Genomic DNA, 19389 nt, shown 5'->3' on the forward strand with positions numbered 1-19389 from the left:
CCTGGAACGAAAATCAACAGGCAAGTGTGACAGAGCCTATGAGTAAAATGTATTTTATTTATATTTAAAAATATTATTGCATATTTATTAGTATGTGTTAAAATACATCTTAGCTAATAATTATTAGTTGTTATACAGAAAACTATAAGTTTAATAGCTGGTATATTAATAAACTTGTATAAAATTACAGAATGAACATTATAGGGGGAAAACAAACAAATGAAAAAAGTAATTTCAGTTTTTATGATGAGCGTGTTATTAATGGGAATTCTCGCTGCATGCGGGACAAGCACTGAAAAAACATCTGGGGCCGGCGGAGAAGAAAAGAAAGTCCTTAAAATGGGGACTTCAGCTGACTATCCTCCGTTTGAATACGTGGAAACAGCTACAAGTGATGAAATTATTGGTTTTGACGTAGATCTGGCAAATCTGATTGCAAGTGAGTTAGGGTATGAAGTGGAAATTAAGGATATGGATTTCAACGGTCTTATCGGTGCACTGCAGGCTGACCGCGTGGATTTTGTCATGGCAGGCATGACTCCAACTGCTGAACGTAAAGAAAACGTTGATTTCACTGATGTTTACTATACAGCGAAACATATGATTGTTTCTGCGAAAGACAGCAACATCAAAGCAATCGAGGACCTAAAGGGAAAGACTGTTGGTGTCCAGCTTTCGTCCATCCAGGAAGAAGAAGCGGAAAAAATTGCAGAAACAGTTGAAATTAAGATTGAGAAACGAACAAGAATCCCTGAATTGGTGCAGGAGATCAAAGCTGGCCGTATTGATGCAGCGATTATTGAAGATACAGTGGCAGAAGGATACTTCAAGAATAATCCTGATCTTGCTGGATTTACGATTGAGGATGGAAGCGAAGAAGAAGCCGGTTCAGCCATCGCGTTCCCTAAAGGAAGCAAGCTGACAGAGGAATTCAACAAGGTTCTGAAAGAGAAAATGGAAAACGGTGAAGTAGACAAATTGATTGTTAAATGGTTTGGCGGAGAAAAGTAAGAATCAAAAACAGGCGTTCAGAATGCTAATGTCTTCTGGGCGCCTTTCTCCTTCATGAAATAGACAGAGAGGGCTGTTAAGAATATGGATCTTGATTTTACCGCCATCCTTCCTTCGTTGCCATATATCCTGAAGGGAATTGGCGTCACACTTAAAATAGTATTGGTAGCAGGGCTTCTGGGCTTTGCATTTGGAATCATCCTTGCAATCTTAAAAATTAGCAAATACAAAGCGCTCCATTGGTTCGCAGATGTTTATACATCCATCTTTCGCGGCACACCGCTCATTTTGCAACTGATGATCATTTATTACGGAGCTCCGCAGATTATTGGCTTTGAGATTTCATCCTACACTGCCGCGGTGGCGTCTTTCTCTTTGAATTCGGCTGCATATATATCGGAAATCATTCGTGCTGGAATTTTAGCGGTGGATAAAGGACAGAAAGAAGCAGCGATGGCTCTTGGTGTTCCCGGTAATCGTATGATGCGGGACATCATCCTGCCGCAGGCTTTAAAAAATATATTGCCTGCATTGATGAATGAATTTATCACCCTGACGAAGGAATCGGCGATTGTAACGGTTATTGCGGCAAATGATATTATGCGGAGAGCGTATATTGTTGGCGGAGAGCAGTATAGATTTTTTGAGCCGCTGATTTTTGCCGGCCTGATCTATTATCTCATGGTCATCTCCTTGACATTCATTGGCAAGCTGGTTGAAAGGAGAATGAGGCAAAGTGATTAAAGTACAAAACCTTCATAAATCATTTGGCAAGCTTGAAGTTTTAAAGGGAATATCCACTACAATCGAAAATGGTGAGGTTGTTGCCATTATCGGGCCTTCAGGTTCAGGAAAATCGACTTTCCTCCGCTGCCTTAATTTACTTGAGCAGCCGACAAGCGGCCAGATCTTAATTGGCTCAGATGATATTACCGACAAGAAAACGAACATTATGAAAGTCCGTGAAAATGTAGGAATGGTGTTCCAGCACTTTCATCTATTCCCGCATATGACCGTGCTGCAAAACATTACGTATGCACCGTTAAAGGTTAAAGGGACTGGTAAGGCTGAAGCCGATAAGCAAGGATTGGAGCTTCTGAAAAAAGTAGGCCTCTCCGAAAAGGCAAATGAATATCCGAACAGGCTGTCTGGAGGCCAAAAGCAGCGGGTAGCAATCGCCAGGGCCCTTGCAATGAATCCTGAAGTCATGTTGTTCGACGAACCAACCTCCGCATTGGATCCGGAGATGGTCAAAGAGGTGCTTGAGGTTATGAAGTCACTGGCCCATACCGGAATGACAATGGCTATTGTAACCCATGAAATGGGCTTTGCCCGTGAAGTCGCCGATCGAGTACTTTTCCTCGATGGCGGAGTATTGGTAGAGGATGCCCCTCCAGCAGAATTCTTCAGCAGCCCGAAGAGCAGCAGAGCAAAAGAATTTCTTGAAAAAATGCTGTAAGACACTAGCATTGCTTTTATAATGGATGACGAATCTGATAAACTAATGGATGATCATATCAAAAATGGTATGGTCATCTTTTTATTTGTTTGAGGTTTGTCTGAATAGATAGCCAAAGTCTTTCGTGTAGTATGCAGTGTTTGAACAGTATAAGTTTTTTGATAGGAGAATACATTGTGAAATTCAGAATTGGTTATCGTACTTTAAAAACAGCGCTTGGTACGGCGATTGCCATCGTTATTGCCCAGTTTTTTGGCTTTGAAAATTATGTCTCTGCTGGTATCTTGACGATTCTTTGTATCCAGGTGACAAAAAAGCGGTCGTTGCAGGCATCCTGGCATAGATTCCTGGCCTGCGTAATTGCTATGGCGTTCTCTGCGGTGTTTTTTGAGGGGATCATGTACCACCCTGTTGTCATCGGACTATTGCTGCTCTTTTTCATTCCGACCGTTGTCATGTTCAGGGCGAAGGAAGGAGTCGTTTCCAGCAGTGTCATCATCATGCATATCTATTCTGCAGGGAATGTAACATCTGGCCTTTTATTTAATGAACTGGGAATTATCACGATTGGAATAGGTGTGGCGTTGATCATGAATTTGTATATGCCGAGTGTCGACAACAAGCTGGAAGAATACCAAAGAGAAATTGAAGCCCAATTCAAGAAGATATTCAGCGAAATTACACTTTACCTTAGAAAGAATGATTCTAATTGGGATGGCCGGGAGCTGACCGAGACTGCGACGCTTATTGAAAAGGCAAAGGCACTTGCCATCCAGGACGTAGAAAATCATTTTTTAAGAGATGAAAATTTGTATTATCAATATTTTAGAATCAGGGAAAAGCAATTTGAAATCATTGAAAGAGTACTTCCTTCCATCACTTCAATTCCGCAGCATGTTGAACAGGCTAATATTGTTGCTGATTTTGTCGAGTCGCTATCCAGAGGGATTCACCCTGGTAATACAGTTCTTATTTATCTGGAAAAATTGATGAGGATGAAAACGGAGTTTGAGAATATGGAGCTTCCTAAAACAAGGGAAGAGTTCGAAGCGAGGGCCGCACTTCTCCATTTTGTTAATGAAATGGAACAATTCCTTTTGTTGAAACGGTCATTCAAAGGACTTAAGACGAGTGAGGATAAAAATGAAGCGGCCGTGACAAACTAACGGAAATAGACCACGGGGGGATTAACATGCCAGTGTTTATTTCTATGCTTCTAGCAGCATTCATATTTTCACCTATTTGGCCGCTTGGAACAAATCCGCTTCCTGGAGATCCATTTGTAATTGTGAATAAACAGACGAATGAAGTGGCACTGATCAATGAGAACAGAGTCCAGACGGTGGTCAGCGCAGCAACTGGCAAATCAGATGAGCTGACACCCGAAGGTTTATTTACCGTCACTGTCAAAGCTCCCGACCCTTATTACCGTAAAAAGGATATTCCTGGCGGTCATCCCAACAATCCTCTTGGCAGCAGGTGGATTGGGTTCGATGCAGGGGATACGGATGGCCGAACATACGGAATCCATGGAACAAATGACCCCTCGAGTATCGGGAAAAAAATATCCCAGGGCTGCATCCGCCTTCAAAATGAGGCAGTCGAATCATTGTATGAATACATACCATTAGGTACAAAGATTCTAGTTACTTCTACTTCTAAAGATTTTATAGAATTAGGTAAAGAATATGGAGCAATCAACGAATAAAAAGGGCTGTCAGATGACAGCCCTTTGATTTATTTATAGTTATTATAGGAATGTTGATAATCCCATTAGAAGGGTTGAAGCAAGCATAGTAAAAAGCATGATGTATACTACGACCTTCCTGATATTTGGCTTACGCATAAAAGTAATCCCCCTTCCAAAGCTTTCGCTATCTATCACTACTATTTTACAATCATCTGATGAATTCAACAACCCTTTTAAGAGATGCATTTATACCAACCTTCGAGGGAATTTATGATAGTTTAGAAATATAATGACTTAATTATTATGTCAATGATAATTTCCCCATGAACGGTATTGTTCGTTGAAATTAGAAGGAATTGTGACATTTTTGTCGAATATTAAAACAGTTAAATATATTTAAATAATATTTGGAGGGAATTACATGATTAAAAAGGTCGACCATATCGGCATTGCTGTCAAATCTATTGAGCATGCCCTCCCATTTTATACAGAGGTGCTGAAGCTGCCATTGCTGGGAATCGAGGAAGTAGACAGTGAGAAGGTCAAAGTAGCTTTCCTGAAAGCGGGAGAAACGAAGCTTGAGCTCCTTGAACCTTTATCTGGAGAAAGCGCTATCGCTTCCTTTATCGAAAAACGTGGGGAAGGAATCCACCATGTTGCCCTGGGCGTAGATTCGATCCAGGAAAGAATCAATGATATGAAGGAAAATGGAATCAAAATGATTCAGGATGTTCCTAAGAAAGGTGCAGGGGGAGCGTTAGTCGCATTCATGCATCCAAAATCGACAGGAAGCGTTTTATACGAACTTTGCGAGAAGAACGGGGAGGCTGAATAGAAATGCCAGACATCTATGAAAAAATCAATGAACTATACGATAAACGCAGGGAAATTGAACTGGGCGGCGGTGACGAACGGATCGAAAAGCAGCATGAAAAAGGGAAGCTGACTGCTCGTGAACGAATTGATTTACTAGTTGATCCAGGGAGCTTTGTGGAGTTGAATCCATTCATCCAGCACCGGAGCACAGACTTTGGACTTGAGAACCAGAAAGGCCCAGGAGATGGAGTTGTAACCGGATACGGGAAGGTGAACGGGAGGCCGATTTATTTGTTTTCACAGGATTTCACCGTATTTGGTGGAGCCTTAGGTGAAATGCATGCAAAGAAAATCGCCAATGTAATGGATCTGGCAGCTAAAAATGGTGCTCCATTCGTTGGGTTGAATGACTCTGGCGGAGCAAGGATCCAGGAGGGCGTTGTTTCACTTGATGGATACGGTCATATTTTTTACCGCAACTCCATTTATTCTGGAGTGATCCCGCAAATTTCCGTGATCATGGGTCCATGTGCCGGCGGGGCAGTATACTCTCCAGCTATTACGGATTTTGTTTTCATGGTCGAAAAAACGAGCCAGATGTTCATCACCGGACCTAAAGTAATTGAAACGGTAACCGGCGAAAAAATTTCTGCAGAGGACCTTGGCGGTGCGATTGTACATAACACGATCAGTGGCAATGCTCATTTCCATGGCCAGTCTGAAGAAGAAACACTAGAGCAGGTCAGACTGCTGTTAAGCTATCTGCCGCAAAGCTATGAAGAAAAGCCGCCGAGGTTAGAGGCAGATGCTGAAGATGACTACAGGCCAGATTTAACGGATGCCATTCCATTCGATGCAATAAGGCCGTATGACGTGCGTAAAGTAATTGAGCAGGTAGTCGATGCCGGCTCATTCCTGGAAATACAGAAGGATTTTGCCAAAAACATTGTCATTGGTCTGGCAAGAATTAAAGGGGAGGTCGTTGGCCTCGTCTGCAACCAGCCTAAGGTGATGGCAGGCGGACTTGATATCGACTCTTCCGATAAGGCATCCCGTTTCATCAGATTCTGTGATTCTTTCAATATCCCCATCATCACTTTTGAAGATGTCACCGGATTCTTCCCAGGTATCAAGCAGGAGCATGGCGGCATCATCCGCCATGGAGCAAAAATCCTTTATGCCTATTCGGAAGCAACCGTTCCTAAGCTCACCGTGATTTTGCGAAAAGCTTACGGTGGCGCATATGTGGCCCTGAACAGTAAATCGATCGGGGCGGATCTGGTGTTCGCATGGCCGAATGCTGAAATCGCTGTAATGGGTCCGCAGGGAGCTGCCAATATTATTTTTGCGAAAGAAATCAATAACAGTGACAATCCAGAAGAGACAAGGCAGCAGAAAATCGATGAGTATCGTGAAAAATTTGCGAATCCTTATGTCGCGGCAAGCCAGGGAATGGTGGATGATGTCATCGATCCGCGAGAAACACGAATCAAATTGATTCAGTCACTGGAAATGCTCCGAACGAAAAAGGAAGACAGACCAGGCAAGAAGCACGGCAACATCCCGCTGTAGGATTTTGTGTTTGGTGTTGAGATTCAATTAGCGTTATACTCTAGTAGTATATACATAATTGGAGGTCGGCTAGAATGATTAATAACGAACGTTTATTGAATGAGTTTTTAGAGCTTGTCCAAATTGACTCTGAAACAAAGTATGAAACTGAAATTGCACGTGTCCTTAAGAAAAAATTCGAGGACCTCGGCGTAGAGGTATTCGAGGACGATACAACGGCACAAACTGGTCACGGAGCCGGAAACCTGATCTGTACTTTACAAGGGACAAAAGAAGGAGCAGATACAATCTACTTTACTTCCCACATGGATACTGTCGTTCCTGCAAATGGCGTGAAGCCATCCATTAAAGATGGTTATGTCGTTACTGATGGAACAACGATCCTTGGTGCTGATGATAAGACTGGACTGGCTGTCATGCTTGAAACAGTCCGCGTTTTAAAGGAACAATCGATTCCGCATGGTACAATCCAGTTCATCATTACTGTTGGGGAAGAATCAGGCCTGGTTGGTGCAAAAGCATTGGATTCTTCATTGGTAAAAGCGAAATACGGATATGCGCTGGACAGTGACGGCAAGGTAGGGAACATTATTGTTGCAGCACCTACACAGGCAAAAGTAGCAGCTATCATCCATGGTAAAACGGCTCATGCAGGTGTTGCCCCAGAAAAAGGTGTTTCAGCCATTACGATTGCGGCAAAGGCCGTCGCAAGAATGCCGCTTGGCCGTATTGATGAGGAAACCACAGCGAATATTGGACGTTTCCAGGGCGGAACACAAACAAATATCGTCTGCGACCATGTAGAGATCCTTGCAGAAGCACGTTCTCTTATTCCTGAAAAGATGGAAGCGCAAGTGGCAAAAATGAAAGAAGCATTTGAATCAGCTGCACAGGAAATGGGCGGCAAGGCAGATGTCGATGTCCAGGTCATGTACCCTGGCTTCAAATTTGGCGAAGGTGACCTGGTCGTTGAGCTCGCTAAAAAAGCAGCCGCAAAAATCGGCAGAAGCTCAGAATTGCTGCACAGCGGCGGCGGAAGCGATGCAAACGTCATTGCCGGTTTTGGGGTGCCGACCGTCAACCTCGCAGTAGGATATGAAGAAATCCACACAACGAATGAAAGAATGCCAATCGAAGAGCTCAACAAGCTTGCCGAGATGGTTATCGCATTGATTGAAGAAGTAGCAGCACAATAATACGAGGAAGGGCTTCCCTGCTGGGAAAGCCCTTTTTTTCATTGTATAGGAGCCATCAAAATGTCCAAGAACCAAGCTTTAATAGACATTTCGGGGCGAGCAGGCCATCAAAATGTCCAAGAACCAAGCTTTAATAGACATTTCGGGAGGAGCAGGCCGTCAAAATGTCCAAGAACCACGGTTTAATAGACATTTCGGGAGGAGCAGGCCGTCAAAATGTCCAAGAACCAAGCTTTAATAGACATTTCGGGTGGAGCCGGCCGTCAAAATGTCCAAGAACCACGGTTTAATAGACATTTCGGGAGGAGCCGGCCGTCAAAATGTCCAAGAACTACGGTTTAATAGACATTTCGGGGCGAGCAGGCCATCAAACTGTCCATTAAACTTAAATTCACTAACCCCTCAATTGTCCTAAAGATGACTCTAAAAAATCCGATATAATATTTGGAATGATTCACTAGTATCCACCAGGAATTAAATAGAGTGATAGAAGGAAATTAAATAAAGGAGTGTACTCCAATGGCTGATAGCAATAAGACGGTTGTATTCCAGGCAGGGAATGAAGAATACGCTTTTCCGATTCTTTATGTCATTTCGATTGAAAAAATGGAAGGGATGACAGCAATCCCTCATATGCCTGATTATGTAACAGGCTTAACAAAAGTAAGGGGAGACTTGATTCCGGTCATTGACCTGGAAAAGGTGCTTTATAATCGGGATATTCAAGTTGAAGACAAAACCAGGCTGATCGTGATCGAGACTTCGGAAATTTCAATGGGGGCCCTTGTGAGGGATGCAAAGGAAATTCTTGAAATTCCTGCAGAAAACATTAAGCAGCCAGGCCTTGTTGCTTACCAGAAGACAAGGTTCATTACCGGTGTGGCCAATTTCGATAAGCGCATGATCATGTTAATAGACCCGGAAACATTGATTCAATCACTTGAAGGGATCAAAGAAATAAAGGAATATATGAAAAACCAAAAACAAGAATTACACAACTAAAGTTTTACTTACTTCGTTTGAATAAAAACAAGCTGACCGATTTTAATTGGTCAGCTTGTTTTTTGTAGCTACAGTTTAAAGCTGGAGAATGATTTCCTCAGGTCTTCAGCCATGTTTGACAGCTTGCTGGATGATTCCAACAGCTCCTGCATTGTGGCATTTTGTTCTTCTGTTGTGGCAGCTACCTGTTCGAGGAATTGTGCCGACTTGGAAGACGCGGTGATTACTTCAGTTGCAGCATGTGCCATGAACTCCATCCTATCGTTGGCATTCATGACCGCACTGCTTGCGGTATTTCCTTTTAGGCTGACTTCCTCGATCGATTGGGCGATATCGGTGAAAATTTCGGCTACTTTCTCGACCAGTTCATTGCCTTTTTGTACGGTTGTCTGACTTTCATCCATAACATTCACTGCAAGGTTCGTCTCTTTGCCAGTCTGCTCAAGGATGGTTCGGATACTCTCTGCAGCACCAGCTGATTGCTCAGCGAGCTTGCGGACCTCCTGGGCGACGACACCGAAGCCTTTGCCATGCTCACCGGCTCTTGCTGCTTCAATCGCGGCATTCAATGCCAGTAAATTCGTTTGATTTGAAATATCAGTAATGATTTCAATGATTCGATGGATTTCCTGAGAATTATTTTTAAGGGAATGAATCACATTGGCTAATTCAGTGACCTTTCCATTGATTTCATCCATCTGTTCGGTGACATTGAAAGCATACAGTTTACCTTGCTCGATTTTTTCCTTCGTGCTTGTTGTCGTATGGATCGTCTCTTTAAGCGAACCAGTCACTACAATCAATTGTGAAGAAACATTTTCGACTGCTTCGTTCGTGCGTTCGGAAATTTTCACCTGCTCATCAGAGGCAGTGGCAACTTGCATGATTGATGTCGTGATTTCATTGTTCGCTTCTGTTGTCGCTTCAGCATTTAGCTTCAGGTTCCTTGACATTGCATTCACCTGGTCAGATGACGCAAGAATGTTTGAAATGGAGGCTTTAAGATTTCCGGATAATTGATTCATTGCCAGGATGATCTGGCCGACCTCGTCCTTGCTCTTGGCCTGCAATGCCTTTGCATTCAACTCACCGGCTGCAAGTTTCTTGCAGTAAGCAACCACATCCTTAAGGTTTTTGCTGACATTGCGTGAGACAAAGTACATTGCCACTGAAGAAATGATAAACGCGATAATGATAATGATAAATGTATTCCGAATCATCGTTGCGATTGTAGAATGGGTTTCCTTCATGATTGTTGTCCGGTCATCAAGGATTGCAGTCCTGAGCGCATTAAGCTTATCAATGTTCATATCGCGGATGGTCTCAGCCTTGTTAGCGAGACTAATTTGGGTAAATATATCAACCTGTTCACCGTTTTTCTTGAAATCTTCTACAGTTTTTAAAATCTCATCTTCCCAGATTTTATCCATATGCTTATCTGTTTTGACAATTGAATTGAACAAAGTTTGGGCTTCCTCTGTTTTTACGTTGTTTTTAAGCTTGTCAGCTGAACTGTTAAATTGATCACTTTCTGTTTTGTAGAGTGTCAGAAGCTCTGGTTTCGGTTCTGTTATGTAGTCTGTGATAATGATATACTTCTGGCGGAATGTAGCTCCCATTTCACTAATCATGATTGCATAATCACTTTTTTCCTCGGCAAGGTCGATCGCATTTTGAAGGTTTGATAAAACAGTCGTCAAATAGATGAAGCTGCCCAAAAAAATGACCATAATGAATGCGAAAACGCTTGCATACTTTCTGCCAATAGACCAATGCTGCATAAAAGTTTCCCCCATTTTTCTATATCCTTATATTTTCTTATCGGTTTTCCTATGAAGATATTTAATGTTTTGGCGCTTTTCTTCACATAATGTTCAAAACTCGATAAACCGTAAAATTAATCTCTATATAAGTAATGAAGGAGTTTTTTTGATAAACTAGAAGGGAACGTATATTTGGGAAGTGGGATCATGAAAGAAATGTATCCAAAAAAGGGCAAAGTCATTTTGCATGTTGATATGAATAGCTTCTATGCATCAGTAGAAATGGCTTACGATCCTGAATTGAAGGGCCGGGCACTGGCGATTGCCGGCAATCCGGAAGAAAGACGGGGAATAATTGTAACCTGCAGCTATGAAGCGAGGAAATTCGGCGTCAAGACCACGATGCCGCTATGGGAAGCCAAAAAACTTTGCCCGGACTTAATCATAAGAAAACCGAACTTTGACAGATACCGCACAGCATCTGCTGCTATGTTTGATATTTTGCGCCAATACACAGAGGTTGTCGAACCTGTTTCCATTGATGAGGGATATATGGATATAACGGATTGCTCCGACCTGGGGGCGCCTCTGGAAATCGCAGAAAGCATTCAAAAAAGAATTTTTGAGCAGCTTGACTTGCCGTGCAGCATAGGAGTAGCGCCAAATAAGTTCCTGGCGAAAACAGCTTCCGATATGAAGAAACCAATGGGAATCACAGTTTTAAGAAAGCGAGACATCCCAAGGGTACTCTGGCCGCTTGAGGTCGGGGAAATGCATGGAGTAGGAACAAAAACAGCGGACAAACTAAAAAGTATTGGAATCAATACAATAGGCGAATTAGCGGCAGCAAATGAAATCCAGCTGAAAGGGCTGCTGGGCATCAACGGATTAAGATTGAAAGAAAGAGCTAATGGCCTGGACAACCGCCAGGTAGATCCGGATTCTGTCTACGATTTTAAAAGCATCGGTAATTCGACTACGCTGCCTCGCGATATTTCGAATCAGAATGAGCTTCTGAAGGTTCTTGATCGATTGTCAGAGCAAGTAGCAGCAAGGATGAAGAGGAAGGAGGCGGTCGCCACAAGTATTAGTGTGATGATCCGCTTTAAGGACAGGAAGACGATTACCAGGAGCCAGAAGCTGCAGAACCCTGTATCGAAGCAGGACGAAATAGCCGCGGCCGCCAAAACGCTTTTTCTGAAGCATTGGAATGGAGACCCTATCAGGCTGCTGGGGATCACTGGCACCGAGCTGCTTGAAGCGGACAAAGCAGTCAAACAGCTCGATTTATTTTCTTATGAGCAGGATGCCAAAAAGGAGCCGCTGATCAATACGATGAGCCAGCTGCGAGAGAAATATGGCAAAAGTATCATTGAAAGTGCCGGCTCCCAGGTGAAAAAGGTATCAACCAGGGAGAATGCCGGGGCTGGGACGAGCTTTAATAAGGATTTCCTCCAGGATCGCAGAAAAGAGAAAAAAGATTTTTAATGGTTTAGCTAGACCTTGTTAAGTCAAAATAAAAAGGGACAAACCAGATTGTTTGCACAAGTATAGGTTCATTGTTAAATTAGTTTGTATGATTTTAAATACCTAATTCTAGAAAGAAGGGACGTTAACATATGTCAAAACAGCAAATTGGAGTCATTGGCCTTGCTGTCATGGGGAAAAACCTCGCCATGAATATCGAAAGCAGAGGCTATTCAGTATCAGTATATAATCGGTCAAGGGAAAAGACGGATGAAATGCTTGAGGAAACGAAAGGCAAGAAGATCGTCGGAACTTATTCCATTGAGGAATTTGTTCAATCGCTTGAACAGCCACGGAAAATCCTGCTGATGGTCAAAGCTGGCGCAGCGACTGATGCTACAATTGAACAATTAAAACCTCATCTGGAAAAGGGAGATATCATCATAGATGGAGGCAATACATATTTTGCTGATACTCTGCGCCGAAACCAGGAATTGAGCGAGCTTGGGCTCCACTTCATCGGCACCGGTGTTTCCGGTGGGGAGGAAGGTGCACTTCATGGACCTTCCATTATGCCTGGCGGACAAAAAGAAGCCTATGACCTGGTGGCGCCAATTTTCCAGGATATCGCTGCAAAGGTTAATGGAGAAGCTTGCACTACTTACATTGGCCCCGATGGTGCAGGGCATTATGTAAAGATGGTACACAACGGAATCGAATACGGCGACATGCAGCTTATTTCTGAATCCTATTTTATGTTGAAGCATGTCCTTGGATTAAGTGCCCAAGAACTTCATGAAGTGTTTGCTGAATGGAACAAAGGTGAGCTTGACAGCTATTTGATTGAAATAACGGCTGATATTTTCACAAAGAAAGATGATGAAACAGGCAAACCACTTGTTGATATGATTCTTGATACCGCTGGCCAAAAGGGAACTGGTAAATGGACGAGCCAGAGTGCTCTTGACCTTGGTGTGCCGCTGCCAATCATTACAGAATCTGTTTTCGCCCGCTTTATCTCGGCCATGAAACAAGAGCGCGTGGAAGCGAGCAAGGTCCTCTCTGGCCCTGAAACAAAACCATTCGATGGCAATCGTGAGGCATTCATTGAGTCGATCCGCAAGGCACTTTATTTGAGTAAAATTTGTTCTTACGCCCAGGGATTTGCCCAAATGAGAGCTGCCTCCGAAGAGTATGGCTGGGATTTGAATTATGGCGATATTGCGATGATCTTCCGTGGAGGCTGCATTATCAGAGCTCAGTTCCTCCAAAAAATCAAGGAAGCATACGATCGCGATCCTGCTCTGAAAAACCTGCTGCTCGACCCTTATTTCAAGGAAATCGCAGACAGCTACCAGCAGTCATTACGGGAAATTATCTCAGCTGCTGTCATGAATGGTATCCCGGTGCCAAGCTTCTCGGCCGCACTTTCATACTTTGACAGCTATAGAACAGAAACATTGCCGGCTAACCTGATCCAGGCCCAGCGCGATTATTTCGGTGCCCACACCTATCAGCGCATCGATAAAGAAGGTATTTTCCACACTGAATGGATGGAATAAGAAAGGTAGCACAGTGGACCTCGTGTTCGCTGTGCTTTTACATTTATAGCGGGTGAAGTGGAATTTTTTTAAGGCTTTTTCGTAAAAATTGTTGTTAAAATCCCAAAGCCGATTTTAACGTAAAATAAGGCCATGTCGCAGGTCGGTATCAAGTTTGCATGCTCTTTTCTCACAAAAGAGTCAACATTGCGAAGTAAAATAGGTCCTTCAATCCTATTTTGTAGTCAATAGCAACAAAGTTTGAGAAAAGAGCCTTTTTTAAATGCAGGAAGGGTTTTCAAAAGCCCCAGTCGAAACCTTTAAAGGATGGTATTAAGATTGGAGGGATTGAGTATGGCAGAAGATTATCCAGTTTTGCTGGGGGCAGAACCCTTTTATTTTGAAGGTAATTCTGTAGGTATATTGGTATCGCATGGTTTTACGGGTTCAACACAGAGTATGCGGCCGCTGGGCGAGGTATATGCAGCTGCAGGATATACCGTTTGCGGACCGCGATTGAAAGGCCACGGTACTCATTATGAGGACATGGAACAATCCACCTATCAGGATTGGATCGCATCGGTAGAAGAAGGGTTTCAGTGGTTAAAAGAGCGTTGTGATACGATTTTTGTGACGGGCCTGTCAATGGGAGGAACACTGACTTTATACATGGCTGAAAAATATCCTGAAATCAGAGGAATCGTACTGATCAATGCGGCCATTGATATACCGGCAATGGAGCCAGTTCTCCAGCTGGAAGGAACAAGATTTTTGGATGCCATTGGTTCCGACATCAAGAAGCCGGGAGTAATAGAGCTTGCCTATGAAAAAACTCCGGTTCAATCCATTAAAGAAATATTGCCATTTATGAGTGCAGTGAAAGAAGAGCTTTCAAAGGTTTCTTGCCCAGCATTAATTTTTGTTTCGGCCGAGGACCATGTTGTCCCGCCTGATAATTCGCAAACGATTTATGATGATATCAGTTCAGAAATAAAAGAGATTCTTCATTTGAAAGAAAGCTATCATGTTGCTACACTGGATAACGACCAGCAAGTAATCATTGATAAAACGCTTGATTTCATTAGAAAACAACTTTAGAAGGTAAGTGATTGTCCACTTGGCTTGCGGGTTCTGCCGCAAGCTTTTTTTATAGATCCGATTTTTGTGCATTAACTAAATCCACTCATGACTCTGAATAAGAAGTTTTTTTCTCTCCTTTTAGCCAGCTCCTCATGCAGAGCCAGGTAATTAAACTCAATAATACCAGTAAACTCTCCAATGAAAAAATGTACCACGGATACGGGCCGAGTAAATCCATAAAGCTTGGACTTTTTGGTTTATGGCGTAAAAACCAGTAATTTCCGTCAGCTGCCTTATTAATGAACAGGATCGCTGGCAGCAGCAGATTGATAAAAAGAACAACTTTTATGACAGAACTGAAGGTTGGATAATAACCTTTAGCCCATAGGAAATAAAGGGTCACCCATACAATCATCATATGGGCATAGAAAAAGTGAAAAAAGCGGAAATGGGGAAAATCATAGGTTAATGCAGGTGTGATGATGGCTTGTGTAGCTCCTAATAAAGCAATGAAGAACAAAAGCTCGAAAAATATTTTCTTCCTTGTCAGTAATAAACCAATTGCCAGCAGGAGCCCAATATTGCATAACTCAAGCGGCATTGACCGCCCTAATTTCCAGACAGCATGCTTGTACATCCAAAGATGGTTGCTAATCTCTATCAATATTAATGACAGGGCAGTTCCCAGCTCTGCTTTCCTCCATTTTTCATCACTTAATTTCTGTCGGTTAGTGAAAATAAAGATACTAACCAAAACAAAGATAGTGATAATCGCATAATGACTAGCAGAAAACATATTAAAATCAAAAACTTCATTGCTGTGACCAAACCACTCCATGCTTCCACCTCTAGTTCCGAAAATAGGATAAGCATAAGTTATCCCTTTTAGGCTTCTTTTATGTTGGCTCTTTTCGGAAACTTTGCATCCTGTCCAAAAAAAGTATGGCGAGTTCAGAAGCCCCTAGAAAGGACGGAAAAGTGAAACCAAATTTTACTTGATTCGTAAATGTACTAAAGCTTAAAAAAGGGAGTTGGAATACATGATCGGAAATGGTTGTATTAAATGCGGAAGCACAGATGCAGGTCAGAAGGATGTGGCAATGACAGGAACGGGCTTGTCCAAGATGTTTGATATCCAGAATAACCAGTTCACTGTCGTTTACTGTAGGAATTGCGGATACTCGGAGTTTTACAACAAAGAAGCATCTGCCGGATCTAATCTCCTGGATTTCTTTTTCGGGGGCTGAAGCTAGATTAGGCAGCAGAATTACGTTAACCACCAAAGGATTATTTTGAAATTTCAGAGACATTGCAAAAAATCCCGCCTATTACCAAGGCGGGATTTTTGTTCTTTTATAGGAAATTATAAAAGTATTTTTGGGTGGATAACTGCATGAGGGTGTCTTAATCCAGCTCCAGTGCCTAGCCCCTCGAGACACTTCGGTCCTGCCAATGAAGTCAAAGAACGACTTCACTGTCAGGACCTCCAGCGCTTGTCGGGGCTGAACGAGGCGCTTGCGCTTTTTGTTCTATTAACAGTTTTCTACATCGATTTCAGTGATTGGCCACCAGAAGAATCCATCCTTCTCTAGCAGCTTGTCTGCTGCGTCCGGCCCCATGGAACCTGAGGCATAGTTAGGGAAGCCTGGCTCTTTCGTATTTTCCCATACAGCTGAAATATTATCAACGAAGCTCCAGGATAATGCGACTTCATCCCAATGTGTAAAGTTGGTTGCGTCTCCGCGCAATGAATCATAAAGAAGTTTTTCATATGCTTCTGGAGTATTAAGTCCGTCAATCCCTTTGTTTGAGTAATTCAGCTTGACAGGTGTAGCTTTTGTACCCTGGCCAGATTTCTTGGCATTCAAGTGGAGGGTGATTCCTTCTTCTGGCTGGATATGAATGACAAGCAGATTTGGATTTACCGTTTTTTCTGGCTGATAATATAAATCCATTGGGATATCTTTGAACTGGATCACAATTTTTGTTGACTTTGCCTTCATTCTTTTTCCAGTACGGATATAGAACGGAACTCCAGCCCAGCGGAAGTTATCAATCATCAGCTTTCCAGCTACAAATGTTTCTGTATTGGATTCAGGATCGACCATCTCCTCCTGTCTGTAAGCAGGTACATCTGTTTCGTTCATGACACCTATGTCATATTGTCCCCGAACAAAATATTCATTGACTTCCTCGCCTTTTATTGGGCGGAGAGCGCGGAATACTCTAACTTTTTCCGAGCGGACTTCATCAGTTGTCAATTTGATCGGCGGTTCCATCGCGAGCAATGAAACCATTTGCAGCATATGGTTCTGGACCATATCCCTTAGGGCACCGCTTTTCTCGTAATAACGGCCGCGTTCTTCCACACCAAGCGTTTCGCTTGATGTAACCTGGATATTGGAAATGTACCGGTTATTCCAGAGTGGTTCGAACAGCGCATTTGCGAAACGGATTACTTCGATATTCTGGACCATTTCTTTTCCAAGGTAGTGGTCAATTCGGTAGATTTCATCCTCTGTAAAAGCGGTTCGGATTTGCTTGTTCAACACTTTTGCCGACTCAAGGTCATGTCCGAAAGGCTTTTCAATGACCAGGCGCTTGAACCCGGATACATCGGTGAGCTTATCCTTCTTTAAGTGCTCAGCAATTGTTCCAAAGAATTCAGGTGCCATTGCCAGGTAGAAAATTCGATTGCCATTCAGTCCATAGTGGCTGTCCAAATCTTCCGAAAGCTTTCCAAGGGCAAGATAAGAACTTGAATCAGTTACATCATGGGAATGATAATAAAACTTGGAGACGAACTCGTCGACATCAGCGTCTGTATCCCCAATCTCCTTAACGGATTCTTTTACCCTCAGCTGGAATTCCTCATTTGACAGTGGTCTTCGGGCAACGCCAACGACCGCGAATTTATCCAGTTTTCCTTTTTCAAATAAATTATAGAGGGAAGGAAACAATTTACGGTTTGCCAGGTCTCCCGTAGCCCCGAAGATCATGATTAAAGCTGTTGGTTTTTCGGTGTGTGCCACAATATAGAACCTCTCTTTTATGTGAATTTAAAAGTATGTATAAAAAACACTCTACAAATACAAAATTTTATCCCTTTCAAGAACAATTAGCAACTGTTTGAACTGTATTTAGTTTTCTTCTAATTGAATGGAACTATCCCACTTCCGGTTAAATCCGGCGTTTGGTTTAGATGAATAATGCCTGTTGTGATATATTGAAAGGAATATGACACTGCCTGTAGGATGGGCAGGTGTATTGTATGGGAGGATGTCAGGATTATGGATGTTTTTTTTCTTGGAACAGGTGCGGGTATTCCGGCCAAGCTGAGGAATGTGACCTCAATCGCATTGAAATTGCTGGAGGAGCGCGGAGCCGTTTGGCTGTTCGACTGCGGCGAAGCAACTCAACACCAAATTTTACATACAAGCATTAAGCCGCGCAGGATTGAAAAAATTTTCATTACCCACCTGCACGGAGACCATATATATGGTTTGCCGGGACTGCTGTCCAGCCGTTCCTTCCAGGGCGGGGAGTCATTGGTTACCGTGTATGGTCCTCCCGGGATTAAAGAGTATATTGAGGTATCTTTGAAAATCAGTAAATCTTACTTGAAATATCCTATGGAAATCATTGAGCTTGAGGAAGGTGTCATTTTTGAAGATGAGCAATTTATCGTTGAAGCAAGATTGTTGGAGCATGGAATTCCTTCCTATGGGTACAGAGTAAAGGAGAAGGACCGTCCTGGGACTCTTCTTGCCGATAAGCTTCGAGCTGCAGGTGTAAAGCCCGGTCCAGACTACAGGAAAATCAAGAATGGGGAAGAAGTCATATTGGACGACGGAACGGTCATCAATCCTGCTGAATTTGTCGGTCCGCCGCAAAAAGGAAGGGTTGTCACGATCTTAGGTGATACAAGGGTTTGCGAAAATGCTTCAGTTCTTGCCCAAAATGCAGATCTTCTCGTCCATGAAGCGACTTTTTCAGCAGATGAAGGTACACTTGCTTATGAATATTTTCATTCGACCACTCTGCAAGCTGCTGAAACAGCCTTGAATGCAGATGTAAAAAAGCTGTGCCTGACCCATATTAGCTCCAGGTATGACCAAAATGACTGGAAGGAGCTTGAAGCGGAAGCACAAACAGTGTTTGCCAATACGGTTGTCTCAGAAGATTTTATGGAAATCTCCGTTCCTTATGAACATGACTGAATAAAGGGGTGTTTTGATTGAAAACAATCTATCTTGTACGTCACGCAAGTGCGGCTGGGCAGCCTGTAGACTCACCACTGACCGAACAGGGCAAGAAGCAGGCACTGGCATTAGTGGACTTTTTCAAGCGAAAAGAAATAGATATCATCTATTCGAGCCCTTTTAAAAGAGCGGTCGATACAATGAAACCTCTTTCTGATTCAAGAGGAATAAGAGTGCAGGAGGATGACAGACTCGGAGAAAGAGTGCTTAGTACAGTCAACCTTGAGGACTGGCGAGATAAGCTAAAGCAAAGCTTTGAGGATTTTGAGCTAGTATTTGAAGGCGGAGAATCTCATTCTGCTGCGATGAATCGAGCCAAATCATTGATTGAGGATTTATTATGTTCAGAACATGATCATATTTTACTGGTCAGCCACGGTAACATGACCACATTGCTAATGAGGTATTTCAATGAAAGCTTCGGTTACGACTGCCTGATGGAAATGACAAATCCCGATGTATTCGAACTCGTCGTTTCCAACGAAGAAACGATGCTTAATAGAATATGGGATGACCGAATTTAAGGTCTT

18 protein-coding genes and 2 pseudogenes are annotated in these 19389 nt (G+C 42.9%); 15 read left to right on the top strand and 5 right to left on the bottom strand.

Features of this window, described 5'->3' with window-relative positions; translation table 11 throughout:
• The first annotated feature begins 219 nt into the window (after positions 1-219).
• From J7E37_RS12365 to J7E37_RS12385, 5 genes are all read left to right on the top strand, one after another.
• A complete protein-coding gene (locus J7E37_RS12365) occupies positions 220-1011 on the top strand; it encodes a transporter substrate-binding domain-containing protein (protein ID WP_215024199.1) in 792 nt (263 codons plus the stop codon).
• An 84-nt stretch (positions 1012-1095) separates the two neighbouring features.
• Positions 1096-1755 carry an amino acid ABC transporter permease gene (locus tag J7E37_RS12370; protein ID WP_192470710.1) on the top strand — a complete coding sequence of 220 codons (660 nt, stop codon included), beginning with the start codon at positions 1096-1098 and terminating at the stop codon, positions 1753-1755.
• Positions 1748-2470: an amino acid ABC transporter ATP-binding protein gene (locus J7E37_RS12375; RefSeq protein WP_215024201.1), complete on the top strand. Its 723-nt coding sequence runs from the start codon at positions 1748-1750 to the stop codon at positions 2468-2470. Before J7E37_RS12370 ends, J7E37_RS12375 begins: the two co-directional genes overlap by 8 nt.
• Positions 2471-2601: 131 nt before the next feature.
• The gene (locus tag J7E37_RS12380) at positions 2602-3636 is read left to right on the top strand and encodes an aromatic acid exporter family protein (RefSeq protein WP_215024203.1); all 1035 of its coding nucleotides are present in this window, start codon (positions 2602-2604) and stop codon (positions 3634-3636) included.
• Between the two features lie 26 nt (positions 3637-3662).
• Entirely contained in the window at positions 3663-4178 is a 516-nt protein-coding gene (locus tag J7E37_RS12385; RefSeq protein WP_215024205.1) for a L,D-transpeptidase, read from the top strand.
• A gap of 42 nt (positions 4179-4220) precedes the next feature.
• Here J7E37_RS12385 and prli42 read toward each other — a convergent pair whose 3' ends face one another.
• Positions 4221-4316 (bottom strand): stressosome-associated protein Prli42, encoded by a 96-nt coding sequence (gene prli42 / locus J7E37_RS12390; protein WP_023627413.1) that lies wholly within the window; start codon positions 4314-4316, stop codon positions 4221-4223.
• 265 nt (positions 4317-4581) lie between these two features.
• Between prli42 and mce the strand changes: the two genes are divergently transcribed.
• From mce to J7E37_RS12410, 4 genes are all read left to right on the top strand, one after another.
• Complete coding sequence (mce, locus tag J7E37_RS12395; protein ID WP_214778463.1) at positions 4582-4995, top strand: methylmalonyl-CoA epimerase; 414 nt, start codon at positions 4582-4584, stop codon at positions 4993-4995.
• Between the two features lie 2 nt (positions 4996-4997).
• A complete protein-coding gene (locus J7E37_RS12400) occupies positions 4998-6548 on the top strand; it encodes an acyl-CoA carboxylase subunit beta (protein ID WP_215024207.1) in 1551 nt (516 codons plus the stop codon).
• A gap of 74 nt (positions 6549-6622) precedes the next feature.
• The gene (locus J7E37_RS12405; protein WP_215024209.1) at positions 6623-7744 is read left to right on the top strand and encodes a tripeptidase T; all 1122 of its coding nucleotides are present in this window, start codon (positions 6623-6625) and stop codon (positions 7742-7744) included.
• 519 nt (positions 7745-8263) lie between these two features.
• Complete coding sequence (locus tag J7E37_RS12410; protein WP_214778468.1) at positions 8264-8746, top strand: chemotaxis protein CheW; 483 nt, start codon at positions 8264-8266, stop codon at positions 8744-8746.
• 68 nt (positions 8747-8814) lie between these two features.
• On the opposite strand, the pseudogene J7E37_RS22610 reads toward J7E37_RS12410, so the two are convergent.
• Positions 8815-9342, bottom strand: a pseudogene (locus J7E37_RS22610) (methyl-accepting chemotaxis protein); the annotation flags it as partial.
• A 414-nt stretch (positions 9343-9756) separates the two neighbouring features.
• A pseudogene (locus tag J7E37_RS22615) lies at positions 9757-10542 on the bottom strand (HAMP domain-containing protein); the annotation flags it as partial.
• 174 nt (positions 10543-10716) lie between these two features.
• Here J7E37_RS22615 and J7E37_RS12420 point away from each other — a divergent pair.
• From J7E37_RS12420 to J7E37_RS12430, 3 genes are all read left to right on the top strand, one after another.
• Positions 10717-11997: a DNA polymerase IV gene (locus J7E37_RS12420; RefSeq protein ID WP_215024213.1), complete on the top strand. Its 1281-nt coding sequence runs from the start codon at positions 10717-10719 to the stop codon at positions 11995-11997.
• 131 nt (positions 11998-12128) lie between these two features.
• Positions 12129-13538: an NADP-dependent phosphogluconate dehydrogenase gene (gene gndA / locus J7E37_RS12425; protein ID WP_214778474.1), complete on the top strand. Its 1410-nt coding sequence runs from the start codon at positions 12129-12131 to the stop codon at positions 13536-13538.
• Between the two features lie 333 nt (positions 13539-13871).
• Positions 13872-14615, top strand: a complete 744-nt coding sequence (locus J7E37_RS12430; RefSeq protein ID WP_214778476.1) for an alpha/beta hydrolase — start codon at positions 13872-13874, stop codon at positions 14613-14615.
• An 85-nt stretch (positions 14616-14700) separates the two neighbouring features.
• Here the strand turns inward: J7E37_RS12430 and J7E37_RS12435 are convergent, their stop codons facing one another.
• Positions 14701-15435 carry a YwaF family protein gene (locus J7E37_RS12435; protein ID WP_214778478.1) on the bottom strand — a complete coding sequence of 245 codons (735 nt, stop codon included), beginning with the start codon at positions 15433-15435 and terminating at the stop codon, positions 14701-14703.
• A gap of 202 nt (positions 15436-15637) precedes the next feature.
• Here J7E37_RS12435 and J7E37_RS12440 point away from each other — a divergent pair, with 202 nt between their 5' ends.
• Positions 15638-15844 (top strand): zinc ribbon domain-containing protein, encoded by a 207-nt coding sequence (locus J7E37_RS12440; RefSeq protein ID WP_214778480.1) that lies wholly within the window; start codon positions 15638-15640, stop codon positions 15842-15844.
• A 285-nt stretch (positions 15845-16129) separates the two neighbouring features.
• On the opposite strand, the gene zwf is transcribed toward J7E37_RS12440, so the two are convergent.
• Complete coding sequence (gene zwf / locus J7E37_RS12445; protein ID WP_215024215.1) at positions 16130-17629, bottom strand: glucose-6-phosphate dehydrogenase; 1500 nt, start codon at positions 17627-17629, stop codon at positions 16130-16132.
• Between the two features lie 258 nt (positions 17630-17887).
• Here zwf and rnz point away from each other — a divergent pair, with 258 nt between their 5' ends.
• Both rnz and J7E37_RS12455 read left to right on the top strand, forming a co-directional pair.
• The gene (gene rnz / locus J7E37_RS12450; RefSeq protein WP_214778484.1) at positions 17888-18817 is read left to right on the top strand and encodes a ribonuclease Z; all 930 of its coding nucleotides are present in this window, start codon (positions 17888-17890) and stop codon (positions 18815-18817) included.
• Positions 18818-18834: 17 nt separating this feature from the next.
• Positions 18835-19383, top strand: coding sequence for a histidine phosphatase family protein (locus J7E37_RS12455; RefSeq protein ID WP_215024217.1), 549 nt, complete (start codon positions 18835-18837; stop codon positions 19381-19383).
• Positions 19384-19389: the final 6 nt, after the last annotated feature.

It is taken from the genome of Bacillus sp. ISL-39 (assembly GCF_018613295.1).
In the GTDB taxonomy this organism is placed as follows: domain Bacteria; phylum Bacillota; class Bacilli; order Bacillales; family Cytobacillaceae; genus Mesobacillus.